Source organism: Botrimarina sp., from assembly GCF_040219535.1.
Classification (GTDB): Bacteria; Planctomycetota; Planctomycetia; order Pirellulales; family Lacipirellulaceae; genus Botrimarina.
Genome location: NZ_JAVJSH010000012.1, coordinates 64,508 through 81,333, shown reverse-complemented (window position 1 = coordinate 81,333; position 16,826 = coordinate 64,508). Strand labels below are relative to the sequence as shown.

24 protein-coding genes and 1 riboswitch are annotated in these 16,826 nt (G+C 69.0%); of the genes, 22 read left to right on the top strand and 2 right to left on the bottom strand.

Annotated features, from left to right (window positions below):
• Nucleotides 1–141: 141 nt before the first annotated feature.
• Nucleotides 142–1,425, bottom strand: a complete 1,284-nt coding sequence (locus RIC11_RS04470) for an Ig-like domain-containing domain (protein ID WP_350208769.1) — start codon at nt 1,423–1,425, stop codon at nt 142–144.
• Nucleotides 1,426–1,606: 181 nt separating this feature from the next.
• Entirely contained in the window at nt 1,607–2,638 is a 1,032-nt protein-coding gene (locus RIC11_RS04465; protein ID WP_350208768.1) for a hypothetical protein, read from the bottom strand.
• Between the two features lie 171 nt (nt 2,639–2,809).
• Here RIC11_RS04465 and RIC11_RS04460 point away from each other — a divergent pair, with 171 nt between their 5' ends.
• The 22 genes from RIC11_RS04460 to rplF all read left to right on the top strand — a co-directional run bounded on the left by RIC11_RS04460 (nt 2,810) and on the right by rplF (nt 16,781).
• Nucleotides 2,810–3,910: a permease gene (locus RIC11_RS04460; RefSeq protein ID WP_350208766.1), complete on the top strand. Its 1,101-nt coding sequence runs from the start codon at nt 2,810–2,812 to the stop codon at nt 3,908–3,910.
• 84 nt (nt 3,911–3,994) lie between these two features.
• A riboswitch (cobalamin riboswitch) is annotated at nt 3,995–4,238 on the top strand.
• Between the two features lie 144 nt (nt 4,239–4,382).
• Nucleotides 4,383–5,225 carry a DUF1559 family PulG-like putative transporter gene (locus RIC11_RS04455; protein ID WP_350208765.1) on the top strand — a complete coding sequence of 281 codons (843 nt, stop codon included), beginning with the start codon at nt 4,383–4,385 and terminating at the stop codon, nt 5,223–5,225.
• Nucleotides 5,222–6,151: a hypothetical protein gene (locus RIC11_RS04450; protein ID WP_350208763.1), complete on the top strand. Its 930-nt coding sequence runs from the start codon at nt 5,222–5,224 to the stop codon at nt 6,149–6,151. The genes RIC11_RS04455 and RIC11_RS04450 overlap by 4 nt, the downstream gene beginning before the upstream one ends.
• Nucleotides 6,148–6,993 (top strand): hypothetical protein, encoded by an 846-nt coding sequence (locus RIC11_RS04445; protein ID WP_350208761.1) that lies wholly within the window; start codon nt 6,148–6,150, stop codon nt 6,991–6,993. Before RIC11_RS04450 ends, RIC11_RS04445 begins: the two co-directional genes overlap by 4 nt.
• Nucleotides 6,983–7,201 (top strand): DUF5522 domain-containing protein, encoded by a 219-nt coding sequence (locus tag RIC11_RS04440; RefSeq protein ID WP_350208759.1) that lies wholly within the window; start codon nt 6,983–6,985, stop codon nt 7,199–7,201. The genes RIC11_RS04445 and RIC11_RS04440 overlap by 11 nt, the downstream gene beginning before the upstream one ends.
• A gap of 182 nt (nt 7,202–7,383) precedes the next feature.
• Complete coding sequence (rpsJ, locus tag RIC11_RS04435) at nt 7,384–7,701, top strand: 30S ribosomal protein S10 (RefSeq protein ID WP_350208758.1); 318 nt, start codon at nt 7,384–7,386, stop codon at nt 7,699–7,701.
• A 323-nt stretch (nt 7,702–8,024) separates the two neighbouring features.
• On the top strand, nt 8,025–8,693 hold the full coding sequence (gene rplC / locus RIC11_RS04430) for a 50S ribosomal protein L3 (protein WP_350209712.1): 669 nt from the start codon (nt 8,025–8,027) through the stop codon (nt 8,691–8,693).
• Between the two features lie 85 nt (nt 8,694–8,778).
• Nucleotides 8,779–9,444 (top strand): 50S ribosomal protein L4, encoded by a 666-nt coding sequence (gene rplD, locus RIC11_RS04425; protein WP_350208757.1) that lies wholly within the window; start codon nt 8,779–8,781, stop codon nt 9,442–9,444.
• A gap of 66 nt (nt 9,445–9,510) precedes the next feature.
• Nucleotides 9,511–9,825 carry a 50S ribosomal protein L23 gene (gene rplW, locus RIC11_RS04420; protein ID WP_350208755.1) on the top strand — a complete coding sequence of 105 codons (315 nt, stop codon included), beginning with the start codon at nt 9,511–9,513 and terminating at the stop codon, nt 9,823–9,825.
• Between the two features lie 114 nt (nt 9,826–9,939).
• Nucleotides 9,940–10,803 (top strand): 50S ribosomal protein L2, encoded by an 864-nt coding sequence (rplB, locus tag RIC11_RS04415; RefSeq protein WP_350208754.1) that lies wholly within the window; start codon nt 9,940–9,942, stop codon nt 10,801–10,803.
• A gap of 144 nt (nt 10,804–10,947) precedes the next feature.
• Complete coding sequence (rpsS, locus tag RIC11_RS04410) at nt 10,948–11,217, top strand: 30S ribosomal protein S19 (protein WP_350208753.1); 270 nt, start codon at nt 10,948–10,950, stop codon at nt 11,215–11,217.
• A gap of 154 nt (nt 11,218–11,371) precedes the next feature.
• The gene (rplV, locus tag RIC11_RS04405) at nt 11,372–11,698 is read left to right on the top strand and encodes a 50S ribosomal protein L22 (protein WP_350208752.1); all 327 of its coding nucleotides are present in this window, start codon (nt 11,372–11,374) and stop codon (nt 11,696–11,698) included.
• A 131-nt stretch (nt 11,699–11,829) separates the two neighbouring features.
• The gene (rpsC, locus tag RIC11_RS04400; RefSeq protein WP_350208751.1) at nt 11,830–12,525 is read left to right on the top strand and encodes a 30S ribosomal protein S3; all 696 of its coding nucleotides are present in this window, start codon (nt 11,830–11,832) and stop codon (nt 12,523–12,525) included.
• Entirely contained in the window at nt 12,464–12,880 is a 417-nt protein-coding gene (gene rplP, locus RIC11_RS04395; protein ID WP_350208750.1) for a 50S ribosomal protein L16, read from the top strand. The genes rpsC and rplP overlap by 62 nt, the downstream gene beginning before the upstream one ends.
• A 95-nt stretch (nt 12,881–12,975) precedes the next feature.
• On the top strand, nt 12,976–13,218 hold the full coding sequence (rpmC, locus tag RIC11_RS04390) for a 50S ribosomal protein L29 (RefSeq protein ID WP_350208748.1): 243 nt from the start codon (nt 12,976–12,978) through the stop codon (nt 13,216–13,218).
• A gap of 82 nt (nt 13,219–13,300) precedes the next feature.
• Nucleotides 13,301–13,690, top strand: a complete 390-nt coding sequence (rpsQ, locus tag RIC11_RS20695; protein ID WP_502879371.1) for a 30S ribosomal protein S17 — start codon at nt 13,301–13,303, stop codon at nt 13,688–13,690.
• 64 nt (nt 13,691–13,754) lie between these two features.
• Nucleotides 13,755–14,123 (top strand): 50S ribosomal protein L14, encoded by a 369-nt coding sequence (gene rplN, locus RIC11_RS04380; RefSeq protein WP_350208747.1) that lies wholly within the window; start codon nt 13,755–13,757, stop codon nt 14,121–14,123.
• A gap of 118 nt (nt 14,124–14,241) precedes the next feature.
• Entirely contained in the window at nt 14,242–14,589 is a 348-nt protein-coding gene (gene rplX / locus RIC11_RS04375) for a 50S ribosomal protein L24 (RefSeq protein WP_350208745.1), read from the top strand.
• A gap of 139 nt (nt 14,590–14,728) precedes the next feature.
• Nucleotides 14,729–15,298 carry a 50S ribosomal protein L5 gene (gene rplE, locus RIC11_RS04370; protein ID WP_350208743.1) on the top strand — a complete coding sequence of 190 codons (570 nt, stop codon included), beginning with the start codon at nt 14,729–14,731 and terminating at the stop codon, nt 15,296–15,298.
• Between the two features lie 74 nt (nt 15,299–15,372).
• Nucleotides 15,373–15,558, top strand: coding sequence for a type Z 30S ribosomal protein S14 (locus tag RIC11_RS04365; RefSeq protein ID WP_350208741.1), 186 nt, complete (start codon nt 15,373–15,375; stop codon nt 15,556–15,558).
• Between the two features lie 172 nt (nt 15,559–15,730).
• Nucleotides 15,731–16,132 carry a 30S ribosomal protein S8 gene (rpsH, locus tag RIC11_RS04360; RefSeq protein WP_350208740.1) on the top strand — a complete coding sequence of 134 codons (402 nt, stop codon included), beginning with the start codon at nt 15,731–15,733 and terminating at the stop codon, nt 16,130–16,132.
• 106 nt (nt 16,133–16,238) lie between these two features.
• A complete protein-coding gene (rplF, locus tag RIC11_RS04355) occupies nt 16,239–16,781 on the top strand; it encodes a 50S ribosomal protein L6 (protein WP_350208739.1) in 543 nt (180 codons plus the stop codon).
• Nucleotides 16,782–16,826: the final 45 nt, after the last annotated feature.

The following is a 16,826-nucleotide window of genomic DNA, read 5'->3' as shown; positions in this document are numbered from 1 at the left end:
CGTCGGCGACGGTTCAGGGTGCGCGGCCGGCCCGCCGCCGTGCGCTTGAGCCGACGGCGCTAGCCGCGGGCGAACGAAGGGCGGCCGGCCCGCGCTCCGGTCGCCCGACGCTAGCGCGTGCGGCTCAAGCGCATCGGCGTGCTACTCGGAGGCCGTGGTGAAGGTCCACTCGACCGGCGCGAGTGGCACGCCCCACTTGCTCTGGAAGTTCACGTAGTGCGAGCCGTTGAGCTGGAGCTTGTAGGTCAGACCCGGATCGAGGTCGACCGGCAGCGAGCAGGAGCGGCCGTCGCGGCTCCACTCGGCTGGGCGCCCTTCGGCGCCGGGCCACCCGCCGTCGGCCTTCACCCACGACATGCCTTCGCCCATCGGCGAATCGAACTCGACGGTGATCCGGTCGAGCGAGGGGTCGACGTCGGTGGCGCCCGGTTCAGGCGAGAGCACCTTTACTTGGGGCGCCGCTGCGCGGCGCTCGACGGAGCGCTTCGCCCCTGCGGTCGTGAAGCAGATCGCCGTGTGAGCGGCCGGCTTGCCGTCGGCGCTCTTGAAGTTTTCGTAGCTCGAAGAGTTGATCCCGACGCGGTAGAACTTCCCGGAACGGAGCTTCACGGGCAGCACGCAGGTGCGGTCGTCGGGCCAGGCCACGTTGCGGGCCTTGTCGATCGTCGGGAAGTCGTCGCCGCCGCCGGTCCAGCTGTGGTCGCCACGCCGCATCGGGCGGTCGAACGTGACGCGGATCTCGTCGACCGAAGGATCGACGCCCGTCGCCCCCCGCTCCGGCGACGTGCTCACCACGACCGGGTAGGGCGGGCGGTCGCCGGACGACGCGTCGACTTCGGGCTTCGCTGCGCTACGCGGGGTGGGCGCTTGGGCGGCGCCGCTGAGCGGGCGTTTGATGAGGCGCACGTCGTCGACCCAGACCGTGCCCTTCCCTTGCACGATCAGGTTTAGCGTGACCTTGTCGGGCCGCTGGCCTTTCTGCAGCAGGAAGGGGATCTCGAGCTGCTGGAAGTCGCCCCGGCCGCTCACCGCGACCGATGGGTTGCGTGAGAAGTACTGCCCACCGCCGACGTGCGCCCACATCTCGAGCGACGCGCTCCCCTCGAGCGCGGGCTTGACCATCGCCGAGTAGACGAGCTGCGCGCCGTCCACGTCGGGCCGCTCGACCTCGGCCAAGCACACGGTGGTGGGCCAGGCGGTGTCGACGCGGACCGAGCCTTCGCCCTCGACCTTGGTTTGTGTGTCGATGGTGACCCGAGTGGCCGCGTCGGGCAGGCTGTCGAGCGCGAGCGCGGCGACCTCGACCTCCCGCTCGGCGTGCTGGGCCGCGACGCGGCCGGCCATCGGCACGAACACCACCGCGAAGGCCCCGACCGCCACGGCCGAGGCCCAGCCGAAACGGGCGCGGGCGGGCTGGAAACTCATGACTTCCTCCAGGCGTTGTTGGAGCAGGGCGCCGCGCTCGAGCACGCCGACCAGGCCACGCTGCGTTCAATTGACTAAGCGTGTGGTCGTTAATCAAGCGAACGCGTCAGAAAGAGCGGTGGGGGCTCACGCCGGCCGACCGCTCACCTGGCGGCGGCGGCTGGGCGGCGGCTGGGCTGCGTCAGTCGCCGAACGACACCTCCGGCGTGGCCGCGCCGGCGGTCCAGGCGAGGCGGCCCAGCAGCCAAGCCCACACCAGCGTGAGAGCGACCTCGCCGCTCATCGAGATCAGCAGGGCGGCGGCCTCCGGCAGGCGGGTCGCCAGGCTGCTGGCGTAGCCCCAGCCCCCGATCAGCAAGGCTGTGAAGAGGTAGAACACGGCCCACGTGACCGGCGCGTGCCACATGGTCCGCAGAGGGCCGTCCGACAGCACGCTCCACCAGGCGCCGCCGTCGAGCTGCGAGAGGAGCACCACGGGCAGGCAGAGCCAAAGGCTCGCCAGCAGGATCGCGCCGCCGGTCGCGCTGTCGGTGTGGCCGATGGCCGACGCGACCGCCACACCGGGCAGGATCGACATCACGCCGGCCAGCAGCAGCTGCAGCGTAGCGGCGATCCAGGCGCCGGCGTCGAGCCCCGGCCACTCGACGACGCGCCGAGCGCCGCCGGCCGCATCGCCGATGATCGTCAAGTAGATGCACGAGCTCACGCCCAGCCAGATCGGCAGCGCGACGAGGATCAGGCCGAGGAACACGCCGGTCGCGAGCAGGCTGAAGATCCCGATGAATTGGCCCAGCGCCATCGGCAGCATCAGCACCAGCGGGAAGCCGACCCCCAGCCCGAGCCACGCGCTCGCCATCGCCGGGTTGAAGAAGAACTCCCCGAATCCCTTGAGGAAGCCGAGCCCGTACCGCGGCGCGTCGGCCGGGCGGGACTGGCGGTCGCGGCGCGAGGTATCGGGCGCGTCGTCCACAGAGCGGTAGCCGGCCGGGCGCCGCGCGGCGTACTCTTCGTACGCGACGGCGTGGACCGACGCGACGGGCGCGGCCTCTTCCAGCGTGTACTGGTCGTCCTCCGCGGGCGGCGGCGCCGCCGCCGGCACGACCATCGCCGCGCCGCACCCGGGGCAGGGCGTTTGGCGTCCGGCGTGTTTGGCCGGCACGCGGTACCGCTTTCCGCAGCCGTCGCAAGCGAATCGGATCGTCGTGTCGAGCATCGCGCGGCTCCGTGTTGTGCGCGGGCTATTATGCCAAGGCGGCGTCGACCTTCGGCCGCTTCAGCCCGTAGAAAGTGGGATATGCCGCGGGGCAAGGCGCTTGGTGGCAGGCGGCGGGCTAATCGCTAGGAGGCTGACCGCTGGTCCAATCCCTGTTTCGGAGCGAAGCGTGTGATCTTGGCGATGTGGCGAGTGCTGATCGAGCTGGCGCCTTGGCTGTTGCTGGGGGCGGCGTTCGCGGGGGCGCTGTACGCGCTGCTGCCGCCGGGGGCGATGTCGCGGATGCTCGGCGGCCGCGGGGCGGTTTGGAAGTCGGTGCTGGTAGGGATCCCGCTGCCGCTGTGCTCGTGCGCGGTGATCCCCGTGGGGCTCGGCCTGAAGCGGCAGGGCGCGAGCGACGGCGCGTCGGTCGCGTTCCTGATCGCCACGCCGCAGACGGGCGTCGACTCGGTGCTCGTCACTGCCGGGATGCTCGGCTGGCCGCTGGCGCTGTTTAAGGTCTTGATCGCTCTGGTGACGGGCGTCGTCGGCGGCTGGGCCACGGACCGCTTCGCGGCGCGGCCGGCGGGTCTGCCGATCGTCGAGCCCCCGCCCGCCGCTACGCCGCGGCTCTCGTGGGCCGATCGGCTGCGCCGCGGCGCGACGCACGCCGACGACCTCGTGAGGTCGATCTGGCTGTGGCTGGTGCTGGGCGTGGCGATCTCGGCGGCGCTCACCGTGTGGCTGCCGACAGAGTGGCTGACGGGGCTCGCCGCTTACGGCGCGCTGGCGTCGATGGGGGCGGCGCTCGCGTTGTCGCTGCCGCTGTACGTGTGCGCGACCGCGAGCGTGCCGATCGCCGCTTCGCTGGTGGCGGGCGGGCTGCCGCTGGGGGCGGTGATCGTGTTCTTGATGGCCGGGCCGGCCACCAACACGGCGACCATCGGCGCGGTCTCCCGCGCGCTCGGGGGCCGCGCGGTGGCGGTCTACCTGACGACGATCATCCTCGGCAGCGTGCTCGGCGGGTGGCTGTTCGAGCGCCTGCTGGCGGACCATTTCGCGGTCGCGCCGGAGGGGGTCGGCCACACGCACGGCCACGCGGCCGCGTGGTGGGAGGTCGCCGCGGCGGCCGTGCTCGGCGTGTGGTTGGCCGCTTGCGCGGTCCGCGAAGCAGCGAGCCGGTGGCTTATCAAACCGGCCCACAGCGGAGAGCCCCAAGCGTCGATGGCCCCATCGATGGCCCCACAGCCGCCGTCCGAAGGTGGCGGGCACGCGTGCTGCCACAAGGGGTGAATGACCACTGACCACTGACGACTGACGACTGACCACTGCCCACTCGTCCCGTTTGCATTCGCGCGGCCGCCTGATATGTTCTCGCTTGCGAATCGTGTGTTGGTGGTTGCGCGAGGTTTGCTTGCCCCGCGCGACGTAACAGGGAACCCGGTGCGATTCCGGGACGGCCCCGCCGCTGTAACCGAGCGCACGCCGCTGGACCCATTCTTCAAGCTGTCTGTTACGCCATTGTTGGTGGAGTTCGCAACGCGATTGCGGCTTCGCTGATGAGAAGGCTGGTCCCAGCGGGCTCGGGAGTCAGAAGACCTACCAACACGTGGCATGCGGCGCGCTTCGAGGGAAAGCGGCCGCGTTGAGGTTGCTGCGCTGGTCTTGCGGGTCCCGCTCTCTGCGCCGGTGGCGCCGCGCGCCGCGCGGGTGTTTGAGAGGGGCCCCGGATCGGCCGCGGCACGGCGAGGATTGCCGCGCTAGGATGTTGGTCTTTGAGATAGAACGGCGGCTATCCGCGCGCCGGCCAGCCTTCACGCTGGTCGAGCTGTTGGCGGTGATCGCTGTGGTGGGCGTGCTGATCGCGCTGTTCTTGCCCGCGGCCCAAGCCGCGCGCGAGGCGGCGCGTCGGGCCGCGTGCGCGAACCAGCTCCGGCAGTTGGGCCTCGGGCTGCAGCTGTACGCGGGCCGCGACAGGCGTCTGCCTATCGGCTGTGTCGACTGCGCGAACCCGCCGACCAACACGCCCCGGCGCCGCACGTCGTGGGTGGTTTGGACGCTCCCCTACTTGGAAGAGCCGGCGCTGTTCGACCGGTTCGATCTGCTCCAGCCGGTGACCGCTACGGCCAACCGCCCGGCGGCCGCGACCCGCCTGGCGCTGATGCAATGCCCGAGCGTGACGGGCGACGAGGCCTCGTCGCTCGGCGCGTACACGGACTACGGCGGGTTGTACGGCGTCGAGGGGGGAGGGCGCTCGTCGATCCCCCCGGAGTGGCTCGGCGTGCTCGTGTACGAGCAGCCGGTCGCGTTGGCGGACATCACCGACGGCCTCGCGCACACGCTCGCCGTCGGCGAGATGCACCACCGCCGCACGCCGGGCGAGTGCGAGTGGGCGCTGGGGCCCCATTTGTTCGCCCAAGAAGCCGCCACCCGCCCCAACCCGCCCGCCGCGCCGGCCGAGCGAGCGGGCCTCGCTAACGAGCTGGGCAGCATGCACCCGGGGGGGCTGCAAGCGGTGCGTTGCGACGGCGGCGTTGAGTTTGTGGCGGACGAGGTCGAGCAAGAACGGCTCGTCGCCTGGTTGACCCGCGCCGGGGGAGAGCAATGACCAAAGCCCTGCTGCACGCCCTGCTGCAACGTCCAATGCTGCTGCTGCTGCTGACGAGCGCCGGGGCGGCGGTCTCGGCGGCTGGCGAGATCGGCTTTTGGGTCGGGGAGGGCGCGAATCGCGCGACGCTTGTTATCGACTGGGACGAAGCGCCGCACGCCGGGCCCGCACTGGCGTGGGGCTACCGGTGGGACGGCGCCGCGACCGGCCGGCAGATGCTGGCGGCGGTGGTCGCGGCGGACGAGCGGCTGTTCGCCAAGCTCAATGGCTCCGCGGAGACCGCGCGGCTGCTTTACGGGTTGGGGTACGACGGCGACGCCAACGGCCAGCTGCCGATCGATTCTGGCCAGTCGTTCGACCCCGACGGCTTCGCCCTGGGTTTCCCGAACGACACGGCCCGGCCGCTAGAGGCCGCCGACCTGTGGGCGGAGGGGTTCGCCGACGAGGCCTTCTGGCACTACACGACCCGCGCGGCCGGCGAGCCGTGGGGGACGGCCGGCTCGGGTTTCAGCACACGGGCGCTCGCCGATGGCGACGCCGACGGCTGGGTCCTCACGTTGTTGAAGAACCCGGAGGGGATGCTCCGCAACGAGGAGGAGCTGTTCAGCTTCTTCCCGAGCTTCCCGACGGCCGCCCCCCGGCCGGGCCCTTCGAGCGATTTCAACGGCGACGGCGCGATCGACGCGGCTGACTACACGCTGTGGCGCGACGCCCTTGGCGAGCCGGCCGTGGTCGCCGGCGCCGGCGCCGACGCCGACCGCTCCGGCCTGATCGACCAAGAGGACTACCAGCTGTGGGCCGCCGCCTACGGCAGGGGAGCTGACCCCGCCCATGCTGGCCCCGCCCAAGCTGCCCCCGAACCAGACGCCGCGTTGCTCGCCACTCTCATTCTGCTCGCTACCTCACCTTGGAGACGCTCCCCGTGAAGACCCCCTTGCTCGCCCTGTCGCTGATCGCGGCCGAAACCCTGGCGGCCGAAACCCTGGCGGCGGACCCCTGGGCCGACCGGGTCGTCCAGTACGAACCGGGCGAGGGCGTGCCCCCCGTGTTCGGCAGCGACCCGCCGGTCTTGTTCGACCGCCCGGAGGCCGCCCTCGGCGCGCCGACGCGGCAGAGCGTCGCCTTCGGCGGCTACGTGGTCTCGCCGTTCAGCCCCGCGGGCGATCCCTCGGAGGTGGTTTCGCTCGGCAGGGGCGGGCGGCTCACGCTTGAGTTCGACGAGCCGGTCACCGACGACCCGCTGAACCCGTTCGGCGTCGACCTGCTCATCTTCGGGAACGCGTTCTTCGAGACCAACGACTTCGACTTCGACGCGCAGACGGTCGTCACCGGCGTGGCGTCGGAGTCGGGCCTCGTGGAGCTCAGCGCCGACGGCGAGACCTTCGTGACGCTGACCGGCGCCGCCCCCGACGGGGGGTACCCGACCCGCGGCTGGGCCGATCACGACACGTTTTTCCCCGCCGGGCCGGGGGCGACGCCCGCCGACTTCACCCTCCCGGTCGATCCGGCGCTGGATCCGGTGGGCCTTGGGCCGGCTGGGATAGCAGCGGGGTACGGGTTGTCGGGGGGCGGTCTGGGCGTCGATCTGGCGGATTGGGGGATCAGCGAGGTGCGGTTCATCCGCTTTAGCAACCCGGTCGGCTCGCTCACGACGCCGGAGATCGACGCGGTCGCCGACGTGCGGCCCGTGCCGGAGGTCGGCGCTCTGTGGCTCGCCTTGGCGGCGCTGCCGGTCGCTGCGGGGCGGAGGTCGGCCCGTGCCGCTTGACGCTCGAGGCGCCGTCGGCCCGCTGGTAGCCGGGGTGGACTACACCGTCGAAGCGGGCCGCGTCGTGTTTACGGCCCGGTTCCTCCTGGCCCGCGGCAGGTGCTGCGGGTCGGGCTGCCGGCACTGCCCGTACGACCGTTCAAGTGGCCTCGTGGAGGGGACAGAGCGGGTCGTCGAGGGCTCTGCGGGAGGCGATTCGGCCAAATAGCGCGCTGGCCCCGTTGACACCCCGGCGAGTCGTCCGTACCTTTTGCGATTCTCCGCCCAGCGCGGCGGAGCGAGTAAGGGAGCGCTGCGGCCCGCTCTGGGCGCGGCCGACGGCCCGCTGAGCGAATCGGCGGGCGGCTCCGCATTCGAGAAACCACCCTTTAGCGAACGCGGCGAACGGCAGTGGCGAACGAGGTAATCCGCATCCGGATGGAGGCCTACGATCACTCGGTCTTGGACCAGAGTGCGGCCGACATCGTTGACACCGCGAAGCGGACCAACTCGCTCGTGCACGGGCCGATCCCGTTGCCGACGCGTATCGAGCGGTACACGGTGATCCGTGGCCCGCACGTCGACAAGAAGTCGCGGCAGCAGTTCGAGATCCGCACCCACAAGCGGCTAATCGACATCGTCGACGCGACCGCCAAGACGATCGAGGCCCTGAACAAGCTCAGCTTGCCGGCGGGCGTCGATATCAAGATCAAAGCAACGACCGGCTGACGCCGGAAAGAGGCTTCAGGCTTTCGGCTTCGGGCGCCAGTAGCTCCCGGAGCCCGAAGCCAGGAGCCCGAGGCCTAAACAATGTTTGGAGGCGGCCGGGTAAGCCGCCTCGCCTGCGGGTCCCGCCCGCGGGCGAGCGAGTCTCCCGGGACCGCGACCGCAACACGACACCGCCGACCGTCGACGCCAGCCGGCCCCGCGTGGGGCTGGCTCGCCGGGGGTCTTGCCGACTGAAAGCCGACTGACAAGTCGCTGAACGATCAGCCATGTCCGCCCCGTCCGCAAACATCCCCGCCGCTGGCATCCTGGGCCGTAAGGTCGGGATGACGCAGATCTACGACGAGTCGGGCGCTGTTGTCCCGGTGACCGTGCTCCAGGCTGGGCCGTGTCACGTGTTGCAGGTCAAGTCGATCGAGCGTGACGGCTACGAGGCCGTCCAGGTCGGCTATCTCGACAAGCCCCGCCGCTTGGCGGCTCGGAGCGAGCGCGGCCACGTCGCGAAGCTCGAGAGCAAGCGTCAGAAGGGCCGCGCCGAAGCGGGGGTCGAGCCCCTGGCCAAGGCGGGCTGCGAGCCCAAGCGCCTGGTGCGCGAGTTCCGCGCCCCGGCCGGCTCGTTCGCCGGCGGCGTCGAGGTCGGCGGCGAGATCACCGTGACCGCCCTGGAGGGCGTCGAACGGGTGGACGTCACCTCGACGAGCAAGGGCCGCGGCTTCAGCGGCGCGATGCGGCGGCACAACTTCGCCGGCCAACGCGCCACGCACGGCGTGAAGAAGTGCCACCGGCACGCGGGCGGCACCGGCTGCAGCGCGTACCCGAGCCGCCTGTTCAAGGGCGTGCGGATGGCGGGCCAGTACGGCGCGAGCCGGACCACGGTGCGCAACCAGAAGCTCGTCGGCATCGACGCCGAGAACAACCTGCTGCTAGTGCGCGGCGGGGTGCCCGGCCACAAGGGGTGCTTCGTCGTTGTGCGGACCACGAACAAATTGAAGTAAACAGGGGTTATCGGCTGTCGGCTACCGGCTGTCGGCCGGTGGCTCCCCGCCGATAGCTGATGGCCGAGAGCCGATAACCGTTTCCATGCCCAAGCTCACCGTTCACGATCGCAAAGGCGCCAAGGTCGGCACTTACAGTGTCGAGCCGGAGGATTTCGCGCGGTCGATCAACAAGCAACTGCTGCACGACGCGGTGGTCATGTACCAGGCCAACCTGCGGCAGGGCACGCACAAGACCAAGAGCCGCGGCGAGGTCGCCGGCTCGACCAAGAAGATGTACCGCCAGAAGGGCACCGGCAACGCGCGGGCCGGCAGCAAGCGGTCGGGCATCCGCCGCGGCGGCGGCCACATCTTCGCGATCAAGCCGCGCGACTACAGCTACCGAATGCCCCGCAAGGCGCTGCAGCTCGCCACGCGGATGGCGCTCGCCTCGAAGGTGGCCGACGACGAGATGGTGATCGTCGACGACCTGGCCTTCGACGCGCCGAAGACCCGGGAGATGGCCTCGATCCTCCGCCACCTGGGCGTCGAGGGGGATTCGATCCTGGTCGCCACCGACGGCCTGAGCCCGAACGTCTACAAGAGCGCCCGCAACATCCAGCGTGTGAGCGTGTCGCCCGCCAGCGACCTGAACGCCCTGTCGCTGCTCAGCGCGAAGCGGCTGGTGGTGACCAAGTCGGCGCTGGACAAGCTGAAGGAGTCGGCCGCGCAGCACAAGAAGAACGGCGCCGCGTCCGAGGCCAGCGCCTGACGACCGGCGCCGTGCGTCCGACCAACGGCGCGCCCAACGACCAACGGCTAACAGCCAACCGCTACCATGCCACGCCACATCCCGCAAACGACGTCGCTCACGCTCGAGCCGCACCAGGTGATCATCAAGCCCCTGGTGACCGAGAAGGGCGTGCACAAGTCGACGCGCAACAACGCGTACACGTTCGAGATCAACAAGCTGGCGACCAAGGAAGACGTGCGTCGCGCGGTCGAGAAGCTGTTCGACGTGAAGGTGGTCAAGGTCGCCACACAGAACCGCAAGGGGAAGTTCCGCCGCACCCGCTTCCGCCTCGGCCGCACGGCCGATTGGAAGAAGGCGATCGTCACCTTGGACGAAGAACACCGGATTGACTTTTTCTAGGCGCTAGTTGGGAGGCGCTAGGCGCAAGGCGCTTGGTGGCCCCCCCCCGGCAGCCCCAGAAGAAATTCAGTAGCACGAACTAGCGCCTAGCGCCTCCCAACTAGCGCCTCCCAAATGGGCATCCGAGTCTACAAGCCGACCAGCGCAGGCCGTCGCAACGCGTCGGTCAGCGACTTCAAGGAGCTGACCCCCGGCGCGAAGCCGGAGAAGTCGCTGCTGCGCCCGATCAAGAAGACCGGCGGTCGCAACAACCAGGGCAAGATCACCTGCCGCCACCGGGGCGGGGGGCACAAGCGGCGCTACCGGTTGATCGACTTCCGCCGCAACAAGGACGGCATGCTCGCCGAGGTCGATTCGATCCAGTACGACCCGAACCGCTCGGCGCGGATCGCGCTGCTGAAGTACGAGGACGGCGAGAAGCGTTACATCATCGCGCCGGTCGGCCTGACCGCCGGCGACAAGGTCCAGTCCGGCGACGACGCGCCGCCGCGGGTGGGCAACTGCCTGCCGCTGTCGAAGATCCCGCTGGCGACCGTCGTGCACAACGTCGAGCTCCGCGCCGGCCGCGGCGGAGTGCTCTGCCGGGCCGCCGGCACGAGCGCGACGCTGATGGCCCGCGAGGCGGGTTGGGCGCAGATCTCGCTGCCCAGCGGCGAGATCCGCCGCGTGCCCGCCGCGTGCCGCGCGGTGGTCGGCTCGACCAGCAACCCCGACCACGGCGCCGTGCGGCTCGGCAAGGCGGGCCGCAAACGCTGGCTCGGCCGACGCCCCCACGTGCGCGGCACCGCGATGAACCCCGTCGACCACCCGCACGGCGGCGGCGAGGGCCGCACCAAGGGTGGCCGCCACCCGGTCAGCCCCGAAGGCAAGAGCGCCAAGGGCGGCATGACGCGCCAGCGTCGCAAGCCGTCCAACGCCGCGATCGTCCGCCGCCGCAAGAGCAAGCGGTACGGCGTGCAGAAGCTCGTGAAGAAATAAGGCGGGCGGCCGGCGGCCGCCGGGCTTTAGTTAGAACCCAACCTATCAAACATCGGAATCGAGTTGGCGGGAGTCGGCCTGTAGCAACACAAGGTCGCCCGATAACGGCCTCCAGCCTACCGCCTCCAGCCTCCAGCCTCTCCCATGAGTCGTTCCCTAAAGAAAGGCCCGTACGTCGATCCGAAGCTCTACGTGAAAGTAGAGAAGCAGAACGACTCGGGCGCGAAAGAGCCGATCACCACCTGGGCCCGCGCCTGCACGATCGTGCCGGAGTTCGTGGGGCACACGTTCATGGTGCACAACGGCAAGCAGCACCTGAAGGTGTTCGTGACCGAGGACATGGTCGGGCACAAGCTCGGCGAGTTCGCGCCGACCCGGAGCTTCCGCGGTCACGGCGGCAAGGGCAAGAAGTAGCTGAGCGGGTGAGGCTCGGGGCCGCAGGCCTGAGGCTTCACCTGCGGAACGTGGCGATAACAGAAAGACACAAAGAAGAGGAGAACGGGCTGCAATCGCGCAAGAGTCGGAACCACCGACACTCCAGCCTGCGGCCTCAAGCCTCAAGCCTCCTATGGCCTACACAGCAAAACACCGCCACGCCCGCATCAGCGCGACCAAGGTCCGTCCGTTGGCCGACTTGGTGCGCGGCAAGCGTGTCGACGACGCCCTGGCGATCCTCAAGGTCCAGCCGCACCGCGGCGCGCGGATGCTGGAGAAGGTGATCCAGAGCGCGTTCGCCAACGCCGAGGACCGGGGCGCCCCGAACCGCGGCGGCCTGCGGGTCGTCGAGGTCCGCGTCGACGGCGGCCCGATGTTCAAGCGCGTCCGCCCCCGCGCCCGCGGCATGGCGCACGTGATCAAGAAGCGATTCGCCCACATCACGGTTGCCGTCGAATAGCGAAACCACCGCCGAGCAGAGCAGAGCCGAGCCGAGCAGAGCAGAGCCCAGCAGAGCAGAGCAGCCGCCACTTGAGCCGGCCGACCGGCGGCCCCCCACGGCCAACCGCCTACAGCCCGCAGCCTCCCCCCATGGGTCAGAAAGTCAATCCTATCGGCTTCCGCACCGGCATCATGCTGGACTGGAAGAGCCGTTGGTACGCGTCGAAGAAAGAGTTCGCCGATCTGCTGATCGAAGACCAGAAGATCCGCGCATTCATCAACAAGAAATACAAGTCGGCCGGCATCCCCGAGATCCACATCGAGCGGACACGCGACGAGGTCAAGGTCGTGCTGCACGCGGCGCGGCCGGGCGTGATCATCGGGCGCAAGGGCACGCAGGTCGAGCAGTTGCAGGACGAGCTGCAGGGCCTGGTCGGCCGCCGCATCAATATCAAGATCGAAGAGATCAACCGCCCCGAATTGCAGGCCCACCTGGTCGCCGAGGACATCGCCGAGCAGCTGAGCAAGCGGGCCGCGTTCCGCCGCACGATCAAGCGGGCGCTGGAGCAGACGATGGAGGCCGGCGCCAAGGGGATCAAGATCCAGATGGCCGGCCGCCTCGGCGGCTCGGAGATGGCCCGCCGCGAGAAGCAGATCGCCGGCTCGATGCCGTTGAGCACGCTGCGGGCGAAGATCGACTACGGGTTCGTGGAAGCGAAGACACCGCAAGGCCACATCGGCATCCAGGTGTGGATCAACCAAGGCGAGTACGAGGACCAAAACGATGGCGCTGATGCCCAAGAGGGTCAAGCATCGAAAAAGCCAAAGAGGGCGTATAAAAGGTAACGCCACACGCGGCAACCGCGTGATCTACGGTGAATTCGGTCTGCAGGCCGTTGAAGGGGGCTGGGTCAGCGCCCAAACGATCGAGGCCGGCCGTATCGCCGCGCAGCAGTACGTGCGCGGCGAGGGCAGGCTTTATATCCGCATCTTCCCAGACAAGAGTGTCACGTCGATCCCGCTCGAGACCCGCATGGGCAAGGGCAAGGGTGAGCCGGACTTCTGGGCCGCGGTCGTGAAGCCGGGGACCGTGATGTACGAGGTGGCCGGCATCACGGAGCAGGCGGCGAAGATCTGCTTCGCCCGCTTGGCCCACAAGATGCCCGTCCGCGTCCGCCTGGTGAAACGAGAAGTCATTTGAGCCGTTTGGGTTGTCGGCCCGCCGCCGACAGCCCACAGGCGACAGCCCGCAGCCGAGAGCCGACAGCCCACAGGCGAAAGCCGACAGCGACCACGATGACCAAAGCCAAAGAACTCCGCGAGATGAGCGAAGAGCAGCTCACCGCCACGATCGCCGAAGCGGCCGACACGCTGTTCCGCCTCCGCGTCCAGGCGCAGACCGAGAAGCTCGACAGCCCGAGCGAGATCCGCCGCAACCGGCGGCTGATCGCGAGGTGCAAGACCGTGCTTACCGAGCGTGAGAAGTTGGCGGAGCGTGAGAAGTCGGCCGATCGCAAGAAAGCCGCCGCCGCGAGCTAGCCGACAAGCCGCCGAACCGAACCCCGTATCACCGCGAACCAACCCACAGCAACCGGCGCCGCTCAGCCGACAGCTCCTTCCCATGCCTAAGAAACAAGTCATCGGCGTCGTCACCAGCGACCGGGCGAACAAGACCCGTCGGGTGGAGATCGCGCGTGTGGTCCAACACCCGAAGTACGGGAAGTTCGTCCGCCGCAAGACGGTCTGCCACGTGCACGACGAGCAGAACGAGTCGGGCGAGGGGGACACCGTCGAGATCATCGAGTGCCCGCCCAAGTCCAAGCTGAAGCGGTGGGAGTTGGTCCGCGTTGTCGCTAAGAGCCAAGCGGTCGACCTCATCGCCCTCAAGGCGGCGCAGAAGGCGCAGCTCGAGGCCGAGGCGGCGGCCACCGCCTCGGGCGAGGGCGAAGCCGCTCCGGCCGCCGGCCAGGCGGATGCCCCGGCGCCCCCGGCCGACAACGACGCCCCGTAAGCGGCATCCCCCAACCAAGCGGTCCGGCCCCGGCGGCGCGGTTTAAGCACTAGCAGAGAAGACGATGATCCAGATGCAATCGCGGCTGAACGTCGCGGACAACACGGGCGCGAAGGAAGTGATGTGCGTCAAGGTGCTCGGCGGGAGCCGGCGCCGTTTCGCCGGCGTCGGCGACGTGATCGTCTGCAGCGTGAAGAGCGTCATCCCGGGCAGCGACGTGAAGAAGAAGGCGGTCGTCCGCGGCGTGATCGTCCGGGCGAAGGCCCCGACACGCCGCTCCGACGGGAGCTACGTGCGGTTCGACTCCAACGCGGTCGTGCTGGTGGACAAGGACAACAACCCGCGCGGCACGCGGATCTTCGGAGCGGTCGCCCGCGAGCTGCGCGAACGCCGCTTCATGAAGATCGTGAGCCTCGCCAGCGAAGTGGTTTGACAAGAAGTAGTTTGACAAGGGGCTGTCGGCTGTCGGCTCTGGGCTGCCAGCCACCGACGCGACGAGACCGACGCGACAAGACCGACGCGACCAAGCCAACAGCCGATAGCCGATACCCATGCTCATAAAAACTGGTGACACCGTCGTCGTGATCGCGGGCGCCGACAAGGGCACGCGCAGCAAGGTCGTGAAGATCGACCGGCTCGCCGGCAAGGCGATCGTCGAGGGCGTGAACAAGGTGTTCAAGCACGTGAGGCCGAGCCAGAAGAACCCGCAGGGCGGGCGGCTCAGCAAAGAGATGCCGATCCCGGTCGGCAACATGCAGTACTACTGCGAGAGCTGCGGCGCGAGGTCGCGCCTGGGCGCCCGCTACGCGGACGACGGCGCCAAGGAACGCTTCTGCCGGAAGTGCGGCGCCAGCGCCGGCGAGATCGCCCCCGCCAAGGCCCGCTACGCGAAGAAGTAGCACCCGCCGCGAGAAACCGAGCCTCCGCGAAGCCGAACCAAGCCAAACCACAGGCCCAGCAAGCCAGAAGCCCAGCAAGCCAGAAGCCAAGTGTCGCCCCGCCCGAACAGCCGTCGCGACAGAACCTAGCGAACAAGAAATGGCCGCCACCGCCCGCCTGAAAGAACAGTACGAGAAAGAGATCCTGCCGGCTCTGACCGAGAAGCTCGGCCGGAAGAACCGTCTGTCGCTGCCCAGGGTCGAGAAGATCGTGGTCAGCATGGGGGTCGGCAGCGCGATCAGCGACAAGAAGCACATCGAGGAAGCGACCGCCGCGCTGTCGGAGATCACCGGCCAAAAGGCCCAGGTCTGCCGCGCCCGCAAGTCGATCGCCAATTTCCGCCTGCGGGAGGGGATGCCGATCGGCGCGAAGGTGACGCTCCGCGGCGTGCGGATGTACGAGTTCCTCGACCGGCTGATCTCGATCGCCTTGCCGCGGGTGCGCGACTTCCGCGGCGTGAAGCGGTCGGCTTTCGACGGGCAGGGCAACTACAGCCTGGGCCTGACCGAGCAGCTGGTTTTCCCCGAGCTCAACCCGGACAAGTACACACGCCCCCAAGGGCTGAACATCGCGATCTGCACGACCGGCGCCACCCCCGACGAGGCGCGCCAGATGCTTGAGATGTTCGGCTTCCCGTTCACCCGGGCCGACACGGCCGGCGCCGCCTGAGCGACAGCGAGTCTCCACGCGGACCCCCACGCGACGAAACCACCACCCAGCGGACCCACCCCGACCAGCCAAATATGGCGAGCAAATCAAAAATCGCGAAAGCGGAGAGGAAGCCGAAGTTCAGCTCCCGCGAAGAGAACCGCTGCAAGATGTGCGGCCGGCCTCGCGCGGTGTACCGGAAGTTCGGCATCTGCCGCATCTGCTTCCGCAAGCTGGCCGACCGGGGGCTGATCCCGGGCGTACGCAAGGCGAGCTGGTGAGCGAGCGCGCCTGCGGCGCCCGATCGCAGGCGACCGAACGCAGGCGAGAGTGAAGACATCCAATCCAAGGCGGCCGCCGGCTCCGAGCCGGCGGAACCGACCGAACGCAAGAACCTACCGAGCCCCCGCGCCCCAGGACGCCGACTCCCAGGCCACAGGACTCTAACCACCCATGATGACCGACCCGATCGCCGACATGCTCACCCGTATCCGCAACGCGGTGCGTGTAGAGCGGGCCGCCGTGCAGATGCCTCTCTCGAAAGTCAAGCGGGGCGTCGCCGAGGTGCTCAAGCGCGAGGGTTATATCTGGGACTGGGCCGAGGAAGAGGTCGACGGCGCGGCCGGCAAGCAGCTGCGCATCGACCTGAAGTACGGCCCGAACGGCGAGCACGTGATCCAGTCGATCCGCCGCGTGAGCAAGCCGGGGCGGCGGGTGTACTCCCAAGCGAAGACCCTCCGGCCGGTGCTCAACGGGTTGGGGATCTCGATCGTGAGCACCAGCCGCGGCGTGCTGAGCGACCGCGAGGCGCGGCAGAAGAACCTCGGCGGTGAGGTCCTCTGCGAGCTGTACTGAGAGATAGGCTGTCGGCTGTCGGCTGTCGGCCGTCGGCGGCGATCCCCGAGAAACCAACCGAAGGCCCAGCCGAAAGCTGACAGCCGATAGCCGATAGCCCCCAACCATGTCCCGACTCGGCAAGAAACCCGTATCGATCCCCGACGGCGTGAAGGTCGCCTTGGACGGCCGTTTGATCACGGTCGAGGGGAAGCTCGGCAAGCTCACCTACGAGCACCGGCCCGAGGTGTCCGTCGAGATCGACAACGACGCGAAGCAAGTCGTCTGCACCCGCCACGGCGAGGACCGCGAGGACAAGGCCTACCACGGCCTGACCCGCGCGCTCTTGGCGAACATGGTGCACGGCGTGTCGGAGGGTTACGAGAAACGGCTCGAGATCCAGGGCGTGGGCTACCTGGGCGCCATCCAGGGCGACACGCTGCAGCTGCGAGTGGGTTTCGCCAACGAGATTCAGAAGAAGATCCCGCAAGGGGTCGAGGTCACCTGCCCGGACCAGACACACATCGTCGTGAAGGGCTTGGACAAGCAGAAGGTCGGTCAGTTCGCCGCCGAGGTCCGCGCGGTCCGCAAGCCGGAGCCCTACAAGGGCAAGGGCATCCGCTACGAGGGTGAGCAGGTCCGCCGCAAGGCGGGCAAGGCCGCCAAGTAGCAGGGCCGCCAAGTAGTAGGGCCACCAGTCAACCAAGCCGCCGCG